At 39.9% G+C, this 23031-nt stretch carries 18 protein-coding genes; 11 read left to right on the top strand and 7 right to left on the bottom strand.

All coding sequences use genetic code 11. The features are described 5' to 3' along the window. Positions 1–219: 219 nt before the first annotated feature. A complete protein-coding gene (locus tag ACZ9EE_RS02320; protein ID WP_476025079.1) occupies positions 220–1719 on the bottom strand; it encodes an MFS transporter in 1500 nt (499 codons plus the stop codon). Between the two features lie 614 nt (positions 1720–2333). Here ACZ9EE_RS02320 and ACZ9EE_RS02315 point away from each other — a divergent pair. Continuing rightward, positions 2334–3503, top strand: coding sequence for an ROK family protein (locus tag ACZ9EE_RS02315; RefSeq protein WP_476025078.1), 1170 nt, complete (start codon positions 2334–2336; stop codon positions 3501–3503). A gap of 142 nt (positions 3504–3645) precedes the next feature. Here ACZ9EE_RS02315 and ACZ9EE_RS02310 read toward each other — a convergent pair whose 3' ends face one another. Next, entirely contained in the window at positions 3646–4653 is a 1008-nt protein-coding gene (locus tag ACZ9EE_RS02310; RefSeq protein ID WP_476025077.1) for a glycoside hydrolase family 43 protein, read from the bottom strand. Between the two features lie 328 nt (positions 4654–4981). Between ACZ9EE_RS02310 and ACZ9EE_RS02305 the strand changes: the two genes are divergently transcribed. From ACZ9EE_RS02305 to ACZ9EE_RS02290, 4 genes are all read left to right on the top strand, one after another. Next, positions 4982–5965, top strand: coding sequence for an aldo/keto reductase (locus ACZ9EE_RS02305; RefSeq protein WP_476025076.1), 984 nt, complete (start codon positions 4982–4984; stop codon positions 5963–5965). A 146-nt stretch (positions 5966–6111) separates the two neighbouring features. Beyond that, the gene (gene xylA / locus ACZ9EE_RS02300; protein WP_476025075.1) at positions 6112–7443 is read left to right on the top strand and encodes a xylose isomerase; all 1332 of its coding nucleotides are present in this window, start codon (positions 6112–6114) and stop codon (positions 7441–7443) included. Positions 7444–7525: 82 nt separating this feature from the next. Beyond that, on the top strand, positions 7526–9025 hold the full coding sequence (gene xylB / locus ACZ9EE_RS02295; protein WP_476025074.1) for a xylulokinase: 1500 nt from the start codon (positions 7526–7528) through the stop codon (positions 9023–9025). 80 nt (positions 9026–9105) lie between these two features. Next, positions 9106–9348 carry a hypothetical protein gene (locus tag ACZ9EE_RS02290; RefSeq protein WP_476025073.1) on the top strand — a complete coding sequence of 81 codons (243 nt, stop codon included), beginning with the start codon at positions 9106–9108 and terminating at the stop codon, positions 9346–9348. 204 nt (positions 9349–9552) lie between these two features. Here the strand turns inward: ACZ9EE_RS02290 and ACZ9EE_RS02285 are convergent, their stop codons facing one another. Next, on the bottom strand, positions 9553–11058 hold the full coding sequence (locus tag ACZ9EE_RS02285; protein ID WP_476025072.1) for an MFS transporter: 1506 nt from the start codon (positions 11056–11058) through the stop codon (positions 9553–9555). 316 nt (positions 11059–11374) lie between these two features. Between ACZ9EE_RS02285 and ACZ9EE_RS02280 the strand changes: the two genes are divergently transcribed. Then, the gene (locus ACZ9EE_RS02280; protein WP_476025071.1) at positions 11375–13321 is read left to right on the top strand and encodes a bifunctional 2',3'-cyclic-nucleotide 2'-phosphodiesterase/3'-nucleotidase; all 1947 of its coding nucleotides are present in this window, start codon (positions 11375–11377) and stop codon (positions 13319–13321) included. Between the two features lie 160 nt (positions 13322–13481). On the opposite strand, the gene ACZ9EE_RS02275 is transcribed toward ACZ9EE_RS02280, so the two are convergent. Beyond that, positions 13482–14333, bottom strand: a complete 852-nt coding sequence (locus tag ACZ9EE_RS02275) for a prolyl oligopeptidase family serine peptidase (RefSeq protein ID WP_476025070.1) — start codon at positions 14331–14333, stop codon at positions 13482–13484. Positions 14334–14515: 182 nt separating this feature from the next. Continuing rightward, positions 14516–15793 carry an endo-1,4-beta-xylanase gene (locus tag ACZ9EE_RS02270; protein WP_476025069.1) on the bottom strand — a complete coding sequence of 426 codons (1278 nt, stop codon included), beginning with the start codon at positions 15791–15793 and terminating at the stop codon, positions 14516–14518. 410 nt (positions 15794–16203) lie between these two features. On the opposite strand from ACZ9EE_RS02270, the gene ACZ9EE_RS02265 reads away from it, so the two are divergent. From ACZ9EE_RS02265 to ACZ9EE_RS02245, 5 genes are all read left to right on the top strand, one after another. Further along, entirely contained in the window at positions 16204–17220 is a 1017-nt protein-coding gene (locus ACZ9EE_RS02265) for an aldo/keto reductase (protein ID WP_476025068.1), read from the top strand. Positions 17221–17297: 77 nt separating this feature from the next. Further along, entirely contained in the window at positions 17298–18272 is a 975-nt protein-coding gene (locus tag ACZ9EE_RS02260) for an aldo/keto reductase family protein (protein ID WP_476025067.1), read from the top strand. A 321-nt stretch (positions 18273–18593) separates the two neighbouring features. Further along, positions 18594–19544: a dienelactone hydrolase family protein gene (locus tag ACZ9EE_RS02255; RefSeq protein ID WP_476025066.1), complete on the top strand. Its 951-nt coding sequence runs from the start codon at positions 18594–18596 to the stop codon at positions 19542–19544. 25 nt (positions 19545–19569) lie between these two features. Beyond that, positions 19570–20517 (top strand): glycoside hydrolase family 43 protein, encoded by a 948-nt coding sequence (locus ACZ9EE_RS02250; RefSeq protein WP_476025065.1) that lies wholly within the window; start codon positions 19570–19572, stop codon positions 20515–20517. A gap of 223 nt (positions 20518–20740) precedes the next feature. After that, positions 20741–21844: a DUF4145 domain-containing protein gene (locus ACZ9EE_RS02245; protein WP_476025064.1), complete on the top strand. Its 1104-nt coding sequence runs from the start codon at positions 20741–20743 to the stop codon at positions 21842–21844. Between the two features lie 197 nt (positions 21845–22041). On the opposite strand, the gene ACZ9EE_RS02240 is transcribed toward ACZ9EE_RS02245, so the two are convergent. Together ACZ9EE_RS02240 and ACZ9EE_RS02235 are read right to left on the bottom strand one after the other, a co-directional pair. After that, positions 22042–22251 (bottom strand): hypothetical protein, encoded by a 210-nt coding sequence (locus ACZ9EE_RS02240; RefSeq protein ID WP_476025063.1) that lies wholly within the window; start codon positions 22249–22251, stop codon positions 22042–22044. Positions 22252–22545: 294 nt separating this feature from the next. Beyond that, positions 22546–22695 (bottom strand): hypothetical protein, encoded by a 150-nt coding sequence (locus ACZ9EE_RS02235; RefSeq protein WP_476025062.1) that lies wholly within the window; start codon positions 22693–22695, stop codon positions 22546–22548. Positions 22696–23031 lie beyond the last annotated feature (336 nt).

The raw sequence follows: 23031 nt of genomic DNA, 5'->3' as shown, positions 1-23031 counted from the left end.
TTGAGTGTTTTTTATTTTTGAGGAAAAAAAGCTTAAAAAAGTTAGATTTGTAAAAGAGCTTTATTACCATTTGATTATTCTCCGATTCTCACATTCATTATTCATGAAACACAAAAGTACCCGATAGGGGAGACATTTTTTAGTGTCTACACTATCGGGTACAGTTTAGGGCAAAATGTTTGCCCTTGTTAATTTTAGCTCATATCATAAGCCCTTATTTTAAGCCCTTTTGGCTTTTGCACGAGAAGCATCGAGTTTCTTATTGATGTCTTGGACGTCTTTATCTGTTAGTGGGTAAAGAGCCATAACAATCATCGACACGATTGCAAGCGCTGCTGGAATCCAGATAGCTGTGATATTGATACCAGAAAGAGCACTAGCTGTTTGTTTAGCCGCATTTCCATCGAAGCCGAAAGCCGCAAGGAACCAAAGCGGAATGGCGCCACCAAGAGTGAAACCAATCTTGAAGAACAGACCCATAATCGCGTTGATGATCGCAGCGTTACGTTTGCCAGACTTCATTTCACCATAAGAGACAACCTCAGGAACGAGTGCCCACATGAAACCAGTTGCTGAAGTAAGACCCCATTGCTTGATGAAGGTAGAAACATAAGCTAATAAGAGTGAATCGTGCATGCCATCTAACGACCAGACCCAAGTAAGGATTTCACCAACAACAAACATACCAAGGAAGAAATGGAAGAATCCCTTTTTACCAAAGATTTTTCTCAATTTAGGCCAGAAGACTGGGAAAGCGATACCAGGGATAGAGGCGATGAGACCCACTGCACCCATCCAGTCTGAGTGGTTGACCGTGTACTGATTAAAGAATCCATTCACTGTGTTCATGAAGAACATGAAGGTGAAAGCAAGCATAAAGAAGAAACCAAGAATAACGAGTGGTTTGTTGTTCTTCAATTCAACGAACAAGTCTAAAGCTTTCACTTCTGCAGATTGTTCAGCAGTTGCGACCACGCGTTCTTTTGTGAGACGGTAGCAGAAGAACAAAGCTACAGCGCCAAGTATCATGTAAACCATGTAAACCCCAAACCAAGCGTGACTTGCAGATGCATCTGTATAAGTACCCATGTTGATCTTAAGACCAAAGAAACCTGTGTCTTTTGGTGAACGACCTAATGGGGCTGCCATTTGGACAAACATTGGAAACAGTGTGTAAACCAAGAGGTTAGCAATGTTAGCCAGCATCATACGAGTGGTTGTGATTTTATCTACGGATTCAGGGTCACGTGTCAGTGATGCATTCAATGAACCGTAAGGAATGTTAACCACGGAATAAACCAAGTCGAGCAGGAAGTAAGTGATAAAGGCGATAGGCACTGATCCACGAATCGCTGGAATTGGAACAAAGAGCATCGCTGCTAAGATAATCATTGGAATACCTGCAATCAAAAGCCAAGGACGATATTTACCTTTCTTGAATGTATGTTTATCGACGTAGGTACCAACCATCGGATCCCAGAATACGTTGACAATTCGGACAAACAAGAAGATGAATCCAGCTGCTGCTGTACCAATGGCATTGACCGTAGTCAGATAAAGAGCCAAGAATCCTCCGACTGTACCAAATACGAGGTTTTGGGCAAAATCCCCAAGACCATAACCAATCCGTTCAGAAAGGCTGAGCTTATGGTACTCGTTTTGTTGAATGCTTTGTGTGTTTTTGTTCATTTGTTTAACGGTTGATTCCAATAAAGCCATGACTTAAATCTCCTTTACAGTTAAATTTTCAATCTATTATCCGCTTACATAATAGACATTTAAAAAAGTCTATTTGAAAAAATGAGATAATCGAATTTTTTATAGACCCAAAATGGGGGTTAACCGCTTTCAGCAATGGTAAAAATTTTATGCAGCCCCATAAATATAGGTGAATACTTTATTAAGTGAATATGGCATTCACTAACTAACTATAAATCTTTCAGTAGAAGGAAAAAAAACAATCATTTACCCAATTAGTTTGTTTGTTTGAATAAACAAAGAAGATATTTTATTGAATTATCCTAAACAAAAACTTAAAATCATCTAAAAGGTAAATATGTTGCATTTATCTTCCTTTAAAGCCTTTATTCACCTCTTTAACTAGTAATTTAACTCTGAAACCGTCTACACTTTAGTATAAAAAAAACAAATTTACTTTCAACTTAGTTTGTCCATTGGATAAACTAAACTTGTGAATTTATACTAACACATCTTTTTTAATTGAACAATATATAAATTTATAAATTTTTAAGATATAATAAAAAAATAATATCAAATAAAGGAATCGGCAGTTTGTTTGCAAGGATAAACAAATAAAGAGATGAGGAGAATAAGTGAAACTAGCAGATCAACACGATAGTAAAATGCATAGTCAAAAAGTTATTCTGAATACCATTATGAAACATTACCCGATTTCCAGGGCAAAACTCTCGGAATTAACGAACCTGAACAAAGCAACCGTTTCTTTGCAAACGAATACATTAATCGAAAAACATCTTGTTTCCGAAATTGGGGCGGGAGTGTCGAACGGGGGCCGAAAACCTATATTGCTAGTTTTTAATAAAAATGCCGGCTATTCGATTGGAGTTGAACTATCTGCCAATTCTATTCTAACGGTTTTAATTGATTTAGAGGGGAATATGCTTTTCTCTGACTACTTTGAATTTGTAAACGAATCAATGGAAGCGCTTCAATCGATGTTGATTGATAGAATTAGGCTTGTGACGAATCATGCACCGGAATCTCCATATGGCATTATTGGTATCGGGGTAGGGATTCATGGGTTTGTGAATGAGAATCAAATGGCCGTATATACCCCCCATTCAAATTGGGACAAAGTTAACATAAAGAGTTTGCTAGAAGAACATTTTAACCTTCCTGTTTTTATGGATAATGAAGCAAATGCCGGAGCATTTGGGGAGAAATTATACGGTGCGATAAAGAATTCTGATAACAACATTTATATTAGTGTAGGAACAGGTATTGGCCTGGCGATCATGGTAAATAACCAGCTTTACCGCGGAGCGGATGGAGTTTCTGGAGGAATGGGGCATATGACCATTGAATTCAATGGAAAAAAATGCGGCTGTGGAAACCAAGGATGTTGGGAGCTGTATGCATCTGAGCGTGCATTTTTCACAAATCTATCCAGATTAAAAAATGGAAGGGAACTGACACATGAAACGGCCAATAAGATGATTCAGGAAAACGATGGGGATATATTGATGGAAATAGAAAAATTTGGGTATTATTTTGGAGTTGGTTTAACGAACTTGATTAATACGTTTAACCCTGACTCGATTGTCTTGAGAAGTAACTTGATTGAGGCTAATCCTATCATTTTAAAGTCGATAAAGAAGACGGTTACAAATAGGATATCAAGGTATATACCGCTAAAAAGTGAGATTTTCATCTCCCAGCTTAACAGAAATGCCGCCGTCCTCGGAGCTGCTTCGTTTATGACAAAAAAGTTCCTTGAGGATTCCAGGCTAGTTACTGATTAAGATTTGAGATCTTCGACGTAATAAGTGGGGAACGGCTAGGAAAATGGGATTCCGGTTAATGAAAAAGGCGACCCTTTCAGGCAGCAGTTTTAACAAAAAAGACCTTGTGGGCTGTAAGCCCTTTCAAGGTCTTTTTTAGCATTTATCGACTTTTCTCTACTTGGTTTGAGTAAGGGTCGATGGTTTGAATGGTTCCGTCTTCATTGTATTTGAGTTCGGTATATTTTACACAACGTTTGTGGTCAACCCCATCGGACAGGGAACAGTCATGATAAAATAAATACCATTTATCCTCGAATTGAACAATCGAATGATGGGTGGTCCAGCCGATCACAGGGGTCAAGATTTTCCCTTTGAAAACGTACGGACCTAGAGGATTTTCACTGATTCCATAAACAATGCAATGGGTCGTTCCGGTGGAGTAAGAAAGATAATATTTCCCATTGTATTTATGGACCCATGGGCCCTCAAAAAATCTTCTATCCTCATCGCCGGCAAGAATTGGCTTGCCATCTTCGTCTACAATCGATATTTCTTGTGGTTTGTCCTTAAAACTAAGCATGTCTTCCGTTAATTCTGCTGCCATTGGTCCCAACGCCGGTTTTGACGGATCAGGCCCCTCCGCATCAGGAATAAATGTGCCTGTCTGCCATTTTTCTAATTGTCCACCCCAAAGTCCGCCAAAATACACAAATGCTCGGTTGTCGTCATCCACTAAAACGGCAGGATCAATACTGAAGCTTCCTGGAATGTAATCTTCTTCGGCTTTGAAGGGACCAGTCGGGTTCAGGCTGGTCGCAACACCGAGTCGAAAGATACCGTCTTTATCTCTTGCTGGAAAAAATAAATAATACTGGTTATTTTTAAAAGCAGCATCCGGTGCCCACATCTGTTTACTGGCCCAAGGAACATCTCGGATATGAAGTGCTTCGCCATGGTCTACACATGGTGAATTGAAATTATCGATCGACAAAATATGATAATCTTCCATCGCATATTGATCACCACTACCATCATCAATAGTCTTCCCAGGATGTTCAATATCATGGGAAGGATAAATATAGAGTTTCCCCTCAAATACATGTGCAGAAGGGTCCGCAGTAAAAATATGCTCAACTAAAGGTTGATTGGGTTTTACGATTTTTTCCATGTTCTATACTCCTCTGAATGACGTATATTAATTGGCTCATAAAGACACATAGGTGCAAACATCACAATCATCCATACTATCATGTCCGGGAATGAACATCTGCATGTATCCCAAAGGATGCAAAATAGAAGGCTGTTTCGTCAAATTGACAATCGACCGTTCTTTCGTATACATTGGTTAACGATGAATTGTAAGAAGTAACCACAATCAGCTACTGGCTGTATTACACCCATGAGAATAGAGCCTGAACAGATAAAATTTCATGGGTTTTCCTGGTGTGTACATACGATTATTTAGGATTAAAGGTAAATAAAAAGGAGAAGTTGACATGAATTATCGTGAATTAGGAAATACAGGGATAAAGATTAGTGAGGTAAGCTTTGGAACATGGGCCATTGGAGGTGCATGGGGCAAGACAAGTGATGAAGAAGCACTGAAATCGCTGCAGTACGCGATGGAGCAGGGTGTGAACTTCTTTGATACAGCGGATGTCTACGGCGACGGCCATAGCGAAGAGCTATTGGCCAAGGCCACGAAGGGTAAGGAAGATCAGATTTATATTGCGACGAAGTTTTGCCGTCAGGGAGACATTTCTGACCCGGAAAATTATAGCTATGAAAAAGTAAGCTCTTATTGTGAAGACAGCCTGCGCCGTTTGAATCGGGAAGCCATTGATTTATATCAGATCCACTGTCCGGCCACCGAGATATTAAAAGATGGCAAAGTATTTGAGGTGCTTGACCGGCTGCAGCGCGAGGGGAAAGTCCGCCATTATGGGGTAAGTGTGGAATCAGCAGAGGAAGGTCTTATTTGTTTAAACTATCCAAATGTGAAGAGTCTGCAAATTATCTTTAATATTTTTCGCCAGAAGCCATTAGAACAATTAATACCAGAGGCCAATCAAAAAGGTGTCGGCCTTCTTGTCAGATTACCGCTTGCAAGCGGACTGTTGACAGGAAAATTCACACCAGGTCATGTCTTTGAAGAGGATGACCATCGCCGTTTTAATGAACATGGAGAAGCATTTAATGTAGGGGAAACGTTTGCCGGATTGGGATTCCAAAAGGGTGTAGAACTAGCTGATCAGTTAAAGTGGATCGCAGAAGGCAGACCGTCTATGGCCAGTGCCGCTCTTCGCTGGATTCTCGACTGTAAAGAAATTACCTGTATTATTCCTGGTTTTAAGAATGTAAATCAAGTCCAGCAAAATCTTGCCGTATTGGACACGAAATCTTTCTCCGAAGAAGAAATGCGAAAGCTTCAACGTTTTTATGACGAAAAAGTAAAAGATTTTATTAGAGGACCTTACTAGGAAACTCTAGTACCAATTGTACCGTCTGGATAGCCACCAGACGGATTTTTTTTATTTATATCAATAAAGGGTCAATAAAATAAAAACTCATAAACTGGTTCAAACTATCCATTGTGATGAGAAACTCATTTTAGGAGGAACAGGTAATGGCTTATTTTCAGTCAGTAAATAAAATCCAATATGAAGGTCCAAGTTCGAAAAACCCTTTAGCTTATAAATACTACAATCCACAGGAAAAAATTAACGGGAAAACGATGGAAGAGCTCCTTCGTTTCTCAGTAGCCTATTGGCACACGTTTACGGCAGAAGGAGCAGATCCATTCGGGGTAGGAACAGCAATCAGGCCATGGGCACATTTAACGGGGATTGATTTGGCGAAGGCTCGTGCGGAAGCATCGTTTGAATTTTATGAAAAGCTCGATGTACCGTTCTTTTGTTTCCATGATGTTGATATTGCGCCAGAGGGAGGCACATTAAAGGAATCCAATGATAATCTCGATATCATTGTGGGCATGATTAAAGAATACTTAAAAACGAGCAAAACGAAACTATTGTGGAATACAGCTAATATGTTTACTAACCCACGATATGTTCATGGTGCCGCCACATCCAATAGTGCGGATGTTTTTGCTTACGCTGCGGCCAAAGTAAAAAAAGGCTTGGAGGTCGCAAAAGAACTGGGATCTCCAAATTATGTTTTCTGGGGCGGCCGTGAAGGTTACGAAACATTGTTAAATACAGATATGAAATTAGAACTGGACAATTTGGCACGCTTCTTCCATATGGCCGTAGATTATGCAAAGGAAATTGGTTATGATGGCCAATTTTTAATTGAACCTAAACCAAAAGAACCAACAAAGCATCAGTATGATTTTGATGTTGCAACCGGATTGGCATTTTTAAAAACATATGATCTGGATCAGTACTTTAAATTCAATATCGAAGCAAACCATGCAACACTTGCGGGTCATACCTTTGAGCATGAGCTAAGAACAGCTCGAATCAATGGTATGCTTGGTTCTGTTGATGCCAACCAAGGTGATGTATTGCTTGGATGGGATACTGATGAATTCCCAACCGACTTGTATACCACTACACTTGCCATGTATGAAATCGTAAAAAATGGCGGTCTTGGAAAAGGCGGATTAAATTTCGATGCGAAGGTCAGAAGGGGATCTTTTGAACCGGAAGATCTATTTGAAGGACATATTGCCGGTATGGATTCATTTGCCGTCGGCTTAAAAGTAGCCAACAAGCTAATTGAAGACAATGTTTTGGACGGCTTTATTGAAGACCGTTACAGCAGCTTTACACAAGGAATAGGAAAGAAAGTTGTAGAGGGTACAACAAACTTTCATGAATTAGAACAACATGCACTAGAGTTAACGGAAATTAAAAACCAATCCGGTAAAACAGAGCGGCTAAGAGCATTAGTGAATCAATATCTACTTGAGACACTTTCAAGCGTTCGTGTTTAAAACGGGTTAATCATAAATGAGTCATAAAAAGTGCTGGAGTTTTATCCCCAGCACTTTTTTATAGAAAGGAACGGTAAGAAGGATGAGATACGTAATTGGAATTGACCTAGGAACAAGTGCGGTCAAAATCCTGCTTGTAAATCAAAATGGGGAGGTTTGTCAGGAAGTATCCAAACCATATCCTTTAATCATTGAAAAATCTGGATACAGTGAACAGGACCCGGAAGAATGGGTGGCAAGAACAAGCGATGGGATTGCAGAACTTGTAAAAGGTTTCGAAGGTGATGTCGGCGATATTGAGGGAATCAGTTTTTCCGGACAGATGCATGGTCTTGTTTTACTCGATAAAAACGAAAAGGTATTACGAAATGCAATTCTTTGGAATGACACCCGGACAACGGAGCAATGTCAGCAAATATATGATGTTGTTGGCAAGGACCGGTTATTGGAAATCACCAAAAATCCTGCATTAGAGGGATTTACGTTACCAAAAATCCTCTGGGTCAAAGAATATGAGCCTGACCTATTTAATCAGGCCAAGGTTTTCATGCTTCCAAAGGACTATTTGCGGTACCGAATCACAGGAAATATCCACATGGAGTATTCAGATGCGGCGGGAACCTTAATGCTAAATGTAGCGGAGCGGGAGTGGAGTACCGAGATGTTAAATGTTTTCGGGATTTCATCTGAGCTTTGTCCGCCTTTAGTTGAATCACATGCGAAGGTTGGAACCATTACTTCCGATTTTGCAAAGGATACAGGATTATCTGAATCCACTAAAGTGTTTGCGGGTGGTGCGGATAATGCCTGCGGTGCGATTGGGGCCGGAATATTACAAGAAGGGAAAACATTATGCAGCATCGGTACTTCGGGGGTTATTCTTTCCTATGAAACGAGAAATGATCTTGATTTTGAAGGAAAGGTACATTATTTCAACCATAGCGAGGAAAACTCCTTCTATATCATGGGTGTAACATTAGCAGCGGGCTACAGTCTTAGCTGGTTTAAAGATACATTTGCTCAGCAAGAAGGATTTGACACATTTCTACAAGGAGTGGAATCGGTTCCTACCGGGTCAGATGGTTTACTATTTACACCTTATTTAGTAGGAGAGAGAACACCGCATGCGGATTCGACTATTCGTGCAAGCTTTATAGGCATGGATGCATCACATGAAAGGAAGCATTTTGTCCGTTCCGTATTAGAGGGAATTACGTTTTCGTTAAATGAAACCATTGAAATTTTTAGGAGCAATGGCAAAAAAATAGACTCTATTGTTTCGATTGGCGGCGGAGCAAAAAATGACACTTGGCTGCAAATGCAGGCAGACATTTTCGATGCTAAAATTGAAAAACACGCTAGTGAACAAGGACCGGGAATGGGTGCAGCGATGCTGGCTGCCTATGGGTGCGGTTGGTTCTCATCTTTAAAGGAATGTGCCGAAAAGTTTATTCAAACGGCCAAAGTTTATCATCCAATCAAAGAAAACGTCGAGAAGTATAAAAAACTATTTGCTATTTATCAAACTATATATATAGAAACGAAAGCGTTGAATCATGAATTAAAAGACTTTAGAAAGTAAAAAAGGGATTGAATGATCAGTCAACTAAACGTTGGATTGGGTCATTTAAAATAGAATCATAAATGAAGGAGAATAGCTCAATGGAAAAGAAAAATAGCAAAATGAAGATAGATGCTAAAAAATTCGCCTACACAGTCATCTCATCACAAAATATTGAAAGTGATGTAGTAGAAGAAATAGCGAAGAAAAAATTAACACTATATTTAACCGCTTTTTGGCTGGCAGAGAGGTTTAACAACTTAGAGGCACAATCTTTCCGAAATATGAATAGAAAAGATTATGAGGACTTAATGGTGAAACTTTCAGGAATTAAAGTGCATTAAGAAGCAGCACATTTGTCTCGGTCCATAACAGGTAAGTTTACAGGAATTAGTTCACTTTGATAGAGACTTGCAAAATGGCTCCAATGAAGAAAGGGGATGCACTCGCATCCCCTTTCTTCTGCATTAAAGCCAGGAAGCACAGGATTTTGAAATTTGTCATATGCCAAATTTCCTTATTTTTAGCCACAAATGGAGAGGAATAACTTATTCAGCTGCTTTTGCTTCAGCACGCGAAGCATCGAGTTTCTTGTTAATATCTTTGACATCTTGATTTGAAAGTGGGTAAAGGGCCATAACAACCATCGAAACAATCGCAAGTGCTGCTGGAATCCAGATCGCTGTGATATTGATACCGGAAAGAGCACTTGCTGTTTGCTGCTTATCCGCATTTCCATTGAAGCCGTAGGCAGCAAGGAACCACAGCGGAACAGCACCACCAATAGTGAATCCAATCTTGAAGAAGAGACCCATGATCGCGTTGATGATCGCAGCGTTACGTTTGCCAGACTTCATTTCACCATAAGAGACAATTTCAGGAACGAGTGCCCACATGAAACCAGTTGCCGAAGTGAGACCCCATTGTTTGATGAAGGTAGAAACATAAGCAAGCAAGAGTGAATCGTGCATCCCTTCTAACGACCATACCCAAGTAAGGATCTCACCAACAACAAACATACCAAGGAAGAAATGGAAGAATCCCTTTTTTCCAAAGATTTTTCTCAATCTTGGCCAGAAAACTGGAAAGGCGATCCCAGGAATGGAGGCGATGAGACCGACGGCACCCATCCAGTCTGAGTGATGGACCGTATATTGGTTAAAAAAGCCATTCACTGTGTTCATGAAGAACATGAAGGTGAAAGCAAGCATGAAAAAGATACCGAGAATCACTAGTGGTTTATTGTACTTCAATTCAACGAATAGGTCGAAAGCTCTCACTTTTGCAGATTGTTCAGCAGTTGCGACAACGTGTTCCTTTGTAAGACGGTAGCAAAAGAACAAAGCGATAGCACCCAGAACCATGTAAACCATGTAAACCCAAAACCAAGCGTGACCTGCAGATGGATCCGTATAAGTACCCATGTTGAGCTTGATACCGAAGAGACCAGTGTCTTTTAGTGAGCGGTCTTTTGGAGCTGCCAATTGGACAAACATGGGGAACAATGTATAAACCAAGAGGTTAGCAATGTTAGCCAGCATCATACGAGTGGTGGTGATCTTAGCTATGGACTCAGGGTCTCGTGTGAGTGAAGCATTCAGCGAACCGTAAGGAATGTTGACGACGGAATAAACCAAGTCAAGCAGGAAGTAAGTAATAAAGGCTATCCACACTGAACCACGAATGGCTGGAATGGGAGCAAAGAGCATGGCTGCCAGGATAACAAGCGGAATACCTGCAATCAGAAGCCATGGACGATATTTACCGTTCTTGAAAGTATGTTTATCGACGTAGGTACCGACCATCGGATCCCAGAATACGTTGACGATACGGACAAACAAGAAGATGAACCCGGCTGCTGCCGTACCAATGGCATTGACGGTCGTCAAATAGAGGGCCAGGAATCCTCCGACAGTACCAAATACGAGGTTTTGGGCAAAGTCCCCAAGACCATAACCAATCCGTTCAGAAAGGTTGATTTTACGATACTCGTCTTGTTGAATGCTTTGTGTATTATTGTTCATTTTTTGAACTGTTGATTCCCTTACAGCCATGTCCTAGATCTCCTTATCGGTAGAATTTTAAATAGATTCATCCACCTATTATTATGGACATTGGTAAGATGGTCTATTAAGGAACTTGATTGAGGGGAATCCAATGAATTTAAAGTCGATTAAGAGGGAGGTCTCATGAAGGAAATCAAGGTATATACCGTTTGGTAAAAGGGGATGGCTTGTTAGGCAGTCTGCCTGCATTAGCCGCTCATGTCGTTTCTCCCTTATTATTTATTTCATGGTAGTAATATTTCTTTTTTTGGTAACAAATACTATAGTCGTTTGCTGGAAGTTAATAAAAGGAGGATTATTCCAATTGGTAAAACAGTTTACAATCATCTTTGTATCTTTACTGGTCGTGGCAGGGCTGCTATTTCCTCCACAAGCATTTGCCCAAAAGCCGGACAGTACGGTTCAATTACGCTTGCTTGAAACAACCGATATTCATACGTTTTTGGCAAATTACGATTATTATCAAACCAAACAGGATGACAAAGTAGGGTTGGTGAAAACTGCAACCCTCATCAAACAGGCACGAAATGAAGTGGAAAATTCGATGCTGTTTGATAATGGAGATGAAATTCAAGGCACTCCGTTAGGTGACTATATGGCAAAAGTGAAAGGGGTAAAACCTGGTGAGGTGCATCCTGTGTACAGATCTTTTAATTTATTAAAGTACGATGCCACTACACTTGGTAACCATGAGTTTAATTACGGCCTGGATTTTTTAAAGGAAACACTGAACGACGCAAAAATGCCTGTGGTAAATGCCAATGTGTTCAGAGCAGGAACCGATGAGCCGTACTTTAAACCCTATGTGATTTTGAAAAAGTCAGTTGTTGATAACCGTGGGACAAAGTACCAGCTCAAGGTTGGGGTGATTGGCTTTGTTCCGCCACAGATCATGGAATGGGATAAGGGCAATTTAGAAGGAAAAGTGGAAACCAGATCGATTGTAGAGTCGGCAAAGAAATATGTCCCCTTGATGAAGAAAAAAGGGGCCGATGTGATTGTTGCCCTTGCCCATACAGGAATAAGTGGCGAACCATATCAGTCAGGCATGGAGAACGCTGGATATTATGTAACGCAAATAAAGGATATTGATGCCGTTTTCACAGGGCATCAGCATAACACCTTCCCTGGTCCTCTCTATAAGGATTTGCCAAATACCAATCTGGATAAAGGCACCATTAACGGGAAGCCGGTGGTGATGGCCGGGGCGTTCGGAAGCCATCTCGGTGTGATTGATCTGCAATTACAAAAGAAGCGCGGAAAGTGGACCGTGGTCGATAGTAAAGCATCATTACGGCCGATTGTGGACGCAACGGGCCAATCCATTGTTCAAACGGATGAGCAATTAATGAATGCGATCAAGCCAGAGCATGAGGCGACAATCAATTATGTGAATCAACCGGTGGGTGAAACAACCGCTCCCATTTATAGCTATTTTGCATTGGTACAGGATGATCCTTCCATACAAATCGTAAATAATGCACAAACGGATTATCTGCTGGAAAAATTAAAAGATCCTGCCTATGCCAAGTATGCAGGTATTCCAGTTCTATCTGCCGCAGCGCCGTTTAAAGCAGGCGGACGGGGCGGCCCAAGTTATTATACCGACATTCCTGCAGGAACATTGGCAATTAAAAATGTGGCTGATTTATACTTGTACCCGAATACACTTCAGGCAAAATTATTAACTGGTGCCCAGCTAAAAGAATGGCTGGAAATGAGCGCAGGGCAGTTCAATCAAATGAATCCTGCCAGCACTGGGGAACAGCAGCTAATTAATCCAGATTTTCCTTCCTTTAATTTTGATGTGATTGATGGAGTGCAATACCAAATAGATGTGACGAAACCTGCAAAATATGATGCAAACGGGAATGTCATGAACGCTGGTTCTAGTCGGATTATCAATCTGACTTATCAAGGAAAACCCATTTCAGCTGAACAACGGTTTATTGTGGCGACAAATAATTATCGGGCATCCAGTACCACCTTCCCAGGAGTCAGTCATGGTGAGATAGTGATTAAGGCGCCAGATGAGAACCGACAAATTGTAACTAACTATATTCAAGCTCACAAACCGTTAAATCCTAGTGCCGATCAAAACTGGTCACTGGCAAAATTTAAAGGGACGGCCATTCCTGTTTTTGACTCATCACCAAATGCCCAAAAATATCTTGGCCAATTCCCAAATATCAAAAAAGTGGGACCTTCGAACGGAGGATTTTCAAAATACTCGATTAACCTGAACCAGTAGAATAGAAAGTTTTTAATAAAGAGCGACTAAAGAAGTTAACCCATTAAAAGAAAAGCGGCCCCATTAGTAAAATTAAAAGAATTTATGGTTATAAGAAACTGCACCTTCCATTGTTAGTAATAACGAAACAATGGGGGTGCAGTTCCTGTTTTATTCCTCTTTATAAACGTTCGATGATAAACCCAAAAATCAGATCCAACAATTCCTGACTCCAGAAAGTACCCTCATGCGGTCCATTCTCAACCTCAATCATTTGGGCATCTACACCACAGTCACACAATTTATGGAACATAGTTAGACTCTGCTCATATGGCACCGGCTCATCGTTATTTCCTTGCACCAGCAAAAATGGAGGATACTCCATTCCTTCCTTCACTTTGTAAAATGGACTCATATCCTTAAAAACATCCAAATTTTCTCGTGGATTTCCACCTGCCAGAGCGATATCAACTGGAGTTGGATTGTTCAGACGAGCTTCCCGCTTCAACAAATCTGCTGGCCCAAAGCAATCCACGACCAGCTTAACCCGATCAGAAAAAACGGCATATTCCTCTGTTCGATAGCTAGGATCATCAGCTGTAAGCCCAGCGAGCAAAGCCATATTTCCTCCGGAGGAAGTACCCCAAATACCAATTCGATCTGTATCGATATGATATTCCTCACTCTTTGCTCGCATGAATCGGATCGCCGTCTTTACATCCTCAAAGCATGCAGGCCACGGGTTTCCTTCCAAACTGTTACGGTGCGTAATGGTTGCAATCACATAACCTTTTGCAGCAAGTTGGGAGAGCTGTGGAATTTGATAATACATATTTGGATAAGTCCAGCCGCTTCCTTGCACGAAGACGATACATGGGTATTTTTCCTGCGAGCCTTCAGGAATCTGCGGCGAAATAATCGTCATCTTCGTACCGGACCTTTGGGCAAGCGAATAGACAATATCTGGGAATACGTGCGCCAAGCCTTTTAAAGACGGATTGTAATTGATTTTCTTAATTTCTGGATATGCCATAGTACGATCACCTCTATTAATATTTGGGGTTGCAATTTATTCCTCTGTGCAGCCTTAAGGACCATTTTCAGATTCATAGTACAGTGGAAGAATTCGATTTCACGATCGGTGGGGACCACCATTTGATTCAGCCATAAAGTCTTATCACGAATGCACAAACCTGCCGAAATTCGGCCTAGAGCTTACACCAGTATCCCGGTCTTGATAAGATTCACTACTTGTAAAGTTTCAGCATCTTGATTTAATTGGAAGCTTACTTTCTTATCATCACAAACCAGTTCATAATCACCAAGGAATCCTTCAAAAGAAACCATTCCGTTATCATCTGTTTTGAGTGTCACATTGGTATTCCAATCACCTTTGATCAGTTTTTGAAGCACTCGATAAGATGGTTTTAAGCTATTATCTTTTCTAATAAATCCGGAAGGAGCACCAATCCATGCACCATCATCACTGAACTGCCAGGATGAAACGGCTTCTACCAGTGGATGTTTAAACAGAATCGAATACATTTCTTCCACTTCTTTTGCCTGGCGTTCTTCATCTTCTGGTGTAGATGGCCAATCTGGAATCTGATAATCATTCAGGTCGCCAATTTCAGGCGGCATAAGATGTCCGGATAACAATGAGTTTTCCGTAAAGTGAATCGGAAGACCAAAGTGGGAGAAACGGTCCAGTACTTCTTCCAATTTCTCACGTCCCCAATAACCCTGATGCTGATGGGACTGAATCCCGATCGCATCAATTTGAACACCTGCCTGTAAACACCCATCAATTAAAATTTCATAGTTAATCGATGTATTAAAGTCATTTAATAATAGAGTCGAACCAGGATTGCATTCACGTGTTTGGGCAAACATTTCTTTAATCATCCCAACACGGCCAAGTTCTTTACAGATTCTTGTAATCCCGTTGTCATACTTATCATAGATTGGCATGATCACCACTTCATTAATGACATCCCACATATCGATTAATCCTTTGAAGTTTGATACTTCACGTTCAATTCTTGCTAACTGTGCTTTCAGGATTTCTTCATTCCTCAAATCCAGAAGCCATGGAGCCGTTGCTGTGTGCCAGACAAGAGGATGTCCTTTCACGGTTACGTTTCTTTCTTTTAACCATTGTGCAGCAGCCATTAATTCTTTTGTCCGCGGTTTTCCTTTTTCAGGCTCAAATCCTTCCCAATAGTCAGGAAATACTCCCCAATAGAAAGGCAGTGTGGCAAAGTTAAAAACATCTAGGAACTTATCCAACTTATCTTCCAAAAAGGCAAGTCTGTCTGCTGCTACACTTTGATTTGCTACTTCGATCGTATCAAAGATACCGCAGCCAAATAAAAACTTGTGGTTTGTCTGTCTTAGTGATACTTCTTTTCCTTTGACAGGATTTCCTGATGCATCCACAAGTTTAATAGTCTTGCGTGCCATTCGGTGTGCAAATTCATTTGTCTGGCCCATTCTATACCTCCACTTTCTAAATGTTTTAAATAGTCCTAACAAAGAAAACGCTTTCGTATTCTATTAAATTTTACCAGACTTACTTTATCCAGTAAACTAACTGCCTAGTAACAAAGTAAGTTTTTAATAAATTTTTTATATTGTAATATTTTAAGGAGTATTAATCAATATTGCGATTCAATTCATTTTCAAATTTTTCTAAAAATAAGTATAATAGGGTTGTAAGCGCTTAGTTAATTTAACCAGCCAACTATCATGAGGGAGGTTGTTAATGAAGAAGCTAATAAACGATTAAATAGAAAGCCGGTTCATTCAGGGAGAGACTAGGTATTAATTCTTGCCCTAACGCATAATGACAAGTTACTCAGAAAAAATCATGGTTCATACATAAAAAATAAGGAGTGAGCATAATGGAATTTCGTTATTTAGGAAAAACGGGTTTAAGAGTTAGTGAGCTTTGTTTAGGTACGATGACGTTGGGCCGTGAAACAAGTGAACAGGACAGTTTCAATATCTTGGACCGTTTTATTGCAGAAGGTGGTAATTTTGTCGATACTGCTGACGTTTATACCAGTGGCGTTTCGGAGGAAATCGTTGGAAAATGGCTGCAAGGCCAAAAACGGGATGACATTGTCCTTGCCACAAAAGTCCGGTTTCCGATGGGAGAGGGACCAAATGATATCGGTCTAAGCCGAAAACATATCATTTCAGGTGTCAAAGAAAGCTTACGCCGCCTTGGCACCGATTACATTGATCTCTACCAGGTTCACGCTTGGGACCCCCGTACACCTTTAGAAGAAACATTAAGCACCTTAAATGATTTGGTTCGTGAAGGATTAGTCCGTTATATTGGTGCCAGTAACTTTAAAGGCTGGCAATTGCAAAAGGCGATTGACTTAAGCCGCCGAAATGGCTGGGAAGCGTTTGTCTGCCTGCAGCCGCAATATAATCTACTCTGCAGAGCAACAGAATGGGAACTGCTAGATGTTTGTATCAATGAAGGATTGGGTGTCATTCCTTGGAGCCCGTTGCGCGGCGGATGGCTGAGCGGGAAATATACCAAGGATATGGTGACCCCTCCTGAGAATACCCGTGTCGCTTTAGCGGAAAAAGAAGGCTGGGGCGAGTCCTGGAGCAATTATAATAATGAATATACCTGGCAAGTATTAGAGACTTTATACGCTGTCGCGAAAGAAGCTGAAAAAACACCGGCCCAAGCAGCCATTAACTGGCTATTAAATCAACCAGGTGTCACAGCACCAATTATTGGTGCCCGTACAATGGAACAACTGGAAGCAAACCTAGGTGCAGCGGGCTGGTCATTAACGAAGGAGCAAATCGAGCGTTTAAACAGAGCAAGTGATTTATATGTGACGTATCCATATAATCAGGACGCAATCAATCAACGAAATAGAGGGAGAGAATAAAGTCGATTGGCTTTGTCCCGGATGAAAAATCTCTAAAATAGTATTTTACCTATTTAAATAAGCTGGAGGCTGATGGAATGGAATATCGTAGACTAGGAAACTCAGGTTTAAAGGTCAGTGAAATTGGGTTAGGCAGCTGGCTGACATATGGAACAGCTATAGAAAAAGAGAAGTCGATTGCTTGTATTCATAAAGCATATGAGTTAGGAATAAACTTCTTCGATACAGCCAATGCCTACAACCGGGGAGCAGCAGAGGTGGTTTTAGGCGAAGCGTTAAAGGAATACCCGCGCTCGAGTTATGTGGTTGCAACAAAAGTTTATTTTCCAATGGGGGACAGCCCAAATGACAAGGGACTTTCGAGAAAACATATAATCGAACAATGTGAGGCAAGCTTGAAACGTCTTGGGGTCGAGTATATTGACTTATACCAATGTCACCGCTATGATTCCGAAACACCGGTAGAAGAAACTCTTAGAGCATTAGATGATTTAACCTCACAAGGAAAAATCCTGTATTCAGGTGTGAGTGAATGGACGGCAGAACAAATCACAGATGCGGCCCATGTGGCAAAAGAAAGGAATTTAAGGCCAATCATCTCCAATCAGCCGATTTATAATATGCTTGTCCGTTATATTGAAAAAGAGGTGTTGCCTGTCAGTGAGAAACACGGAATGGGGCAAGTCGTATTTTCTCCGTTGGCACAAGGAATATTGACTGGTAAATATAAACCGGGACAAGAGATCCCATCAGCCAGCCGTGCTGCTAACAATGAAACAAACAGATGGATTACTAGTTACTTAAATGATGATGTCTTAACAAGTGTGCAAAAACTTGAAAACATTGCAGAGGGTCTGGGAATGAAATTGTCACAATTAGCACTTGCCTGGGTGTTAAGGCAGCCTGGCGTAAGTTCTGCAATCATTGGAGCCAGCCGTCCAGAGCAAGTGGATGAAAATGCCATCGCATCTGGCTTTAAAATTCCAGAAACGATTCTCGGAGAGATCGAATCTGTTTTGGCAGAAATAAATGGGTTCGTGCCAATCTGGTAACCGGTTGGATTAGAGGCTGTTATATATTCTGAAGAAAATGAAACTAATTATCAATTGGTGTCTCCACCGTGTTCAAACCTGCTTGAGATCTGATTGCTTAAATTAGATTTGATGATAAGCAAGCAGCCCAAGAGCATGCAGAATCATATAAAAAGTTAAACAAATAATATTGAAAGTATTCTCATAAGCACTTGTCTAATTAAAATAGGCAAGTGCTTTCGCATACAACTCCTTATCGTAAGAAGCAAAGGGACGGTTCTTATGCTCCCGAAGCATAAGAACCGATTGATAGCTTAAATCGTTGAAATGGAGGAACTTATCTTGTCAAATGATACAAAGCGCCAAAAATTATTCTCATTACTTGGTGATCTGCCCGACAAAACAGGTGGGTGTAATGTAAAAACGCTAAAAGAAGAGGATAAAGGTACATATATTCTAGAAGTATTATTACTTGATTTAAACGGAATCGAGCATGTTCCAGCCTATTTTGCACGGCCAAAAAACACAAATGAGAAAATGCCGGTCGTTTTATTTAATCATTCCCATGGCGGGAATTACCATGTAGGTAAGACGGAGCTGATTCAAAGCAACGACTACCTTCAAAAGCCCTCTTTTGCCGAAGAACTCACAAGTAGGGGGTATGGCGTTCTCTGTATAGACATGTGGGGATTTGGGGAACGACGCGGAAAAGCGGAAAGCGAGATTTTTAAGGAAATGCTATGGAAGGGCCAGGTCATGTGGGGAATGATGGTATATGATCATATACGCGCTGTCGATTATTTACTCACACGAGAAGATATCGATCCTTCAAGAATCGCCACATTAGGGATGTCGATGGGTGGTTTAATGGCATGGTGGCTGGCTGCGCTCGATGAACGTGTAAAAGTTTGTATTGATATTTGCGGCCAAGTAGAGGCACAAACCTTAATTAATAATCGCGGACTTGACCTCCATGGCCTTTATTCCTATGTACCTGCTCTATTAAAATATTTTTCTACTTCAGAGATTCAGGAGTTAATTGCCCCGCGTGCCCATTTAAGTGCAGTCGGAATCGAAGATAACCTTACTCCTTATGCGGGATTGAACATCATTGATGAAGCATTAACAGAAGTATATAACCGGGCAGGAACACCTGAGAATTGGAAGATGGTCCGTTTTCAATGCGGACATATCGAAACTGCTGCAATGCGTGCGGAAGTCCTGTCCTTTCTGCAAGAAAATCTAGGCTTTCCTCGTTCAATCAAGTCAGGAAGTAAAGGTTACTCACTGTAAGTTATAGATGGAGGGATGAGAAATAATGCAGGCTTACCTATTTGTACACTTTAAGGAAAAGAGAACACCAGATGGGGAACAGGTTTACTTTGGAGTTAGTAAGGATGGCTTCATGTGGGAAGAAGTGAATGACGGAAATCCTGTTTTATGGAGCTACTATGGTGATAAAGGCGTTAGAGATTTTACGATTACTAGAACCAAAGAAGGTAGATTTGTAATTTTAGCAACAGATTTAAGTTTGTCTTACGGAATGTTGAATCAATATCAACATTCATGGGATGAAATCGGCAGAAACGGGAGTAAATGTCTCGTCCTTTGGGAATCTGATGATTTGATTCACTGGTCAGAACAGCGAATGATCAAATTAGGAGACGACGATTTCGGCTGTTTATGGGCACCGGATATTATTTATGATAAAAGAAAGGGTGATTACGTTATTCACTGGTCGTCATCTCACAGTTCCAATAACTACGGAGAAAAAGGAATTTATTATTCCCGGACAAAAGATTTTGTCAATTTTTCAAAACCGCAAGTTTTGTATCGGAAAGAAGACAGTGGTGTCATTGATTCGGCCATGTATGAGGAAGAGGGCAAGTATTATTTATTCGTAAAGAGTGAAAAGAATCCTGCTAGAATCATTCTAATGGAGTCGGAGAGTATAACTGGACCGTTTAAGAAGATTGAAGACTTTGATAATAGCATGGAGTCACTGCAAGAAGGACAATATGAAGCACCGACTGCCTTTAAATTGGAAGATGGCAGATGGTGCTTATTCTTGGATTTTTATGGAGTTTCCGCAGAAGAACAAGGTTATGTGCCGTTCATCGCAGACCAATTATCAACAGGAAAATTCATTCGTTCGGATCAATCCTTTAAGTTCCCATATGGCTATAAACACGGGACGATTTTGCCGATTACCATGGAAGAATATGAAAGATTAAAAGCTTATAAAAAGAAACCATCGGAGTATTAGACGGATAGAGGATTTATCCAAAATTACAAAACTCTTGAGTAAAATAAAAAGGATCGCTTCGGCGGTCCTTTTGCTTATTCAATCTCTTAACCTAAGCGGAATGGTCAATTCTCTTCTACTGGAAAGAAAGGTACACGCACCAATAAATCTATGATAATATCATTTTTATACATTAAAAATATTATTAAAAGATACTTAGATTTTTACATACGGAGGTTAGAAAATGAATAATCGTTTATTTGACTTCGTTAGAGAATTTTCTAATGAGTTAGCCGAGCTTGCCCACCGCATTGAAGTTCAATTGTTAGATCAACCCCAGGCCGCATTAATCCAAGCTCGTTTATATTGTGAAAAATTAGTAAAGAAAATTAGCGATACAGAGGGATTAGAGGCTATCTATCCGTTAAAGCCTGCTGAACGAATACATAAATTATATCGTCAGGACATCACTCCGGAAGAGATTTATTTAAAGTTAGAATGGATTCGAAAGATGGGAAATAAAGCAGCCCATGAAGTGAAGGATATAGATTTAAAGGATGCCTTGGAAGCTCACAAGTTATTATTTGAAATCAGCGTATGGTATATGGAAGTGTATGTTAGCCATCAATTTACGGCTCCTGAATATCAGTTCCCTGTTAAAGTCGATCAAGCAACAAATGCTTTGGGTCTACATGATTTGGATGCATTAATTAAGCCTTATTTTGATCAAACCTTACAAAAAGTGGATGAGATGAAGGAAGTATTTGAACGGCAATTAGAAGCTATAAAAATGGGCAAAGAAAAGAATCCTGCTATCACTGCTGAAACCGGTGGTACCAATCAGCGGGAGATAAAAGAGCCAACGCAAGATGCTTCTTTTAATAAGTCAGATCAGCTTAGGAGCCTGCCCGAATCTAAGATTCTGGTAGAGGGAGTGGACATATGTAAGGAAGATGATCAAAGCAAAAAAGCTTCAGATAAAAAGTTACCACTAAGCAAGCAAAAAGAAAACACAGTAAATGTATTTTTAAACAATAATTTTGTAAAAACTTATGAAACCACGAAAGCAATAGAGTTTGAACATTTAACCAGTAAGGAAGTTGTTTACTTAGTGGATAATAAAGAAACAAGCATTGTCCTCCATCCAAATAGGATTGAAATGAATGAACATTTAACAAACAAGGGGACAAAACGGAGAAGTACCGCATTAAAACAATTCCCAAAGGAGAAAAATAAGGGTGAAAATCCGATAAGCTATGGGTATTTATTTAAATTTGGAACTGATTCTGAATTAGAAACATTTTTAAAAAGTTTAAATGAAATTAATCTGGTGAAAATAAGCAATTAAAATGAGGTTTGAACTAAACGAGAGGATGTTCGTTAATTTCACCTTTGACACAAATTGCGACGTAAAAGGTGATTAAGTAATAAAACAATGTTAAATAGTAATAAACTATGGTACTACGAATAAAGGCACGATTACAGATCCGCGCTGAGGCGAAGAGGGGGAGTTTGAGCGAATGGCTTTCGAGAATGTTACTGTGCTTACAATTCATGAATAATTGTTAGTACCGATTCAAGTTTATCATAAAGTTCGATATTTTGAGTCTTGAGATAGGTTATTTCATATTGATTATTTTTAAAGCACACAGACAAGATTGGGGTTTGATCTTCTTTTTTGAAAGTTGAATAAATCTCAGTATGAGAAAAAAATCTCATGGTCTCTAACAAACTTTTCGTTTGGGCTAATGACATATTCTTTCAGCCTCCTTTCCTTTAAAGGGAGAAGATTAAAAAAGTCGGAAAATTCCTAATGGTTTTTACACTATAATTTTAACATGGAAATATTTTCTTTTCTGTAGGTAATTAGAAGCGTTTATTACGTAATACGATGATATTGTGAAGCAATGTACTTAAGCTAAATGGCAGTTTAGTTGAAAAAAGAAAAAAATTGAAAGATGACTATTTGATGCAAAGGGTGATAAAAAAAAATAAACCGAGTATCTTTTGGCTTATTTCAAGAAATGTTCTATTAGGTTGTATAACCATCTAATTCTCTTCTTCTCCCAAGACGCCACACGCTTCAATTAATAATTTTATATCACTTTGAATCGATTCTTTGACTTGCGGAATACCGCATTTTGAATAATCATTTTTTAATCGTTCAAGTTCACGGAGAAAGATAGGAATTAGGTTCATTACAAATAATCATCCTCGGTAAAAAATTAGCCAAGAGCATCAATCCCTTAACCAAATTTAATTGTAACACGCAAACTCCCCCCATTGTAAAAATTACTAATTATATATGGAAAAGAAATAGGAACTAATCATTTAAGTCTATATTCAACTAGCCAAGAGTTGAAGATTTGGGATGACTGCTGAGATCCCTTTTTTATTGACTTCAGGGTAGAATAATTGAATATCGAAACAGGAAAAGGAGAAGGAAAATGGCATCCAGTGAAAGGAAAATGATGGATAATGCTTTAAAAAAAGTTGTAATCCTTTTTTTAAGAGAAAAAGGGTTTAAGGGCTCAT

The organism is Bacillus sp. URHA0034 (genome assembly GCF_056280405.1).
Note: the sequence above shows the minus strand (reverse complement) of the source record. Positions and strands in the feature narration are given on the sequence as shown.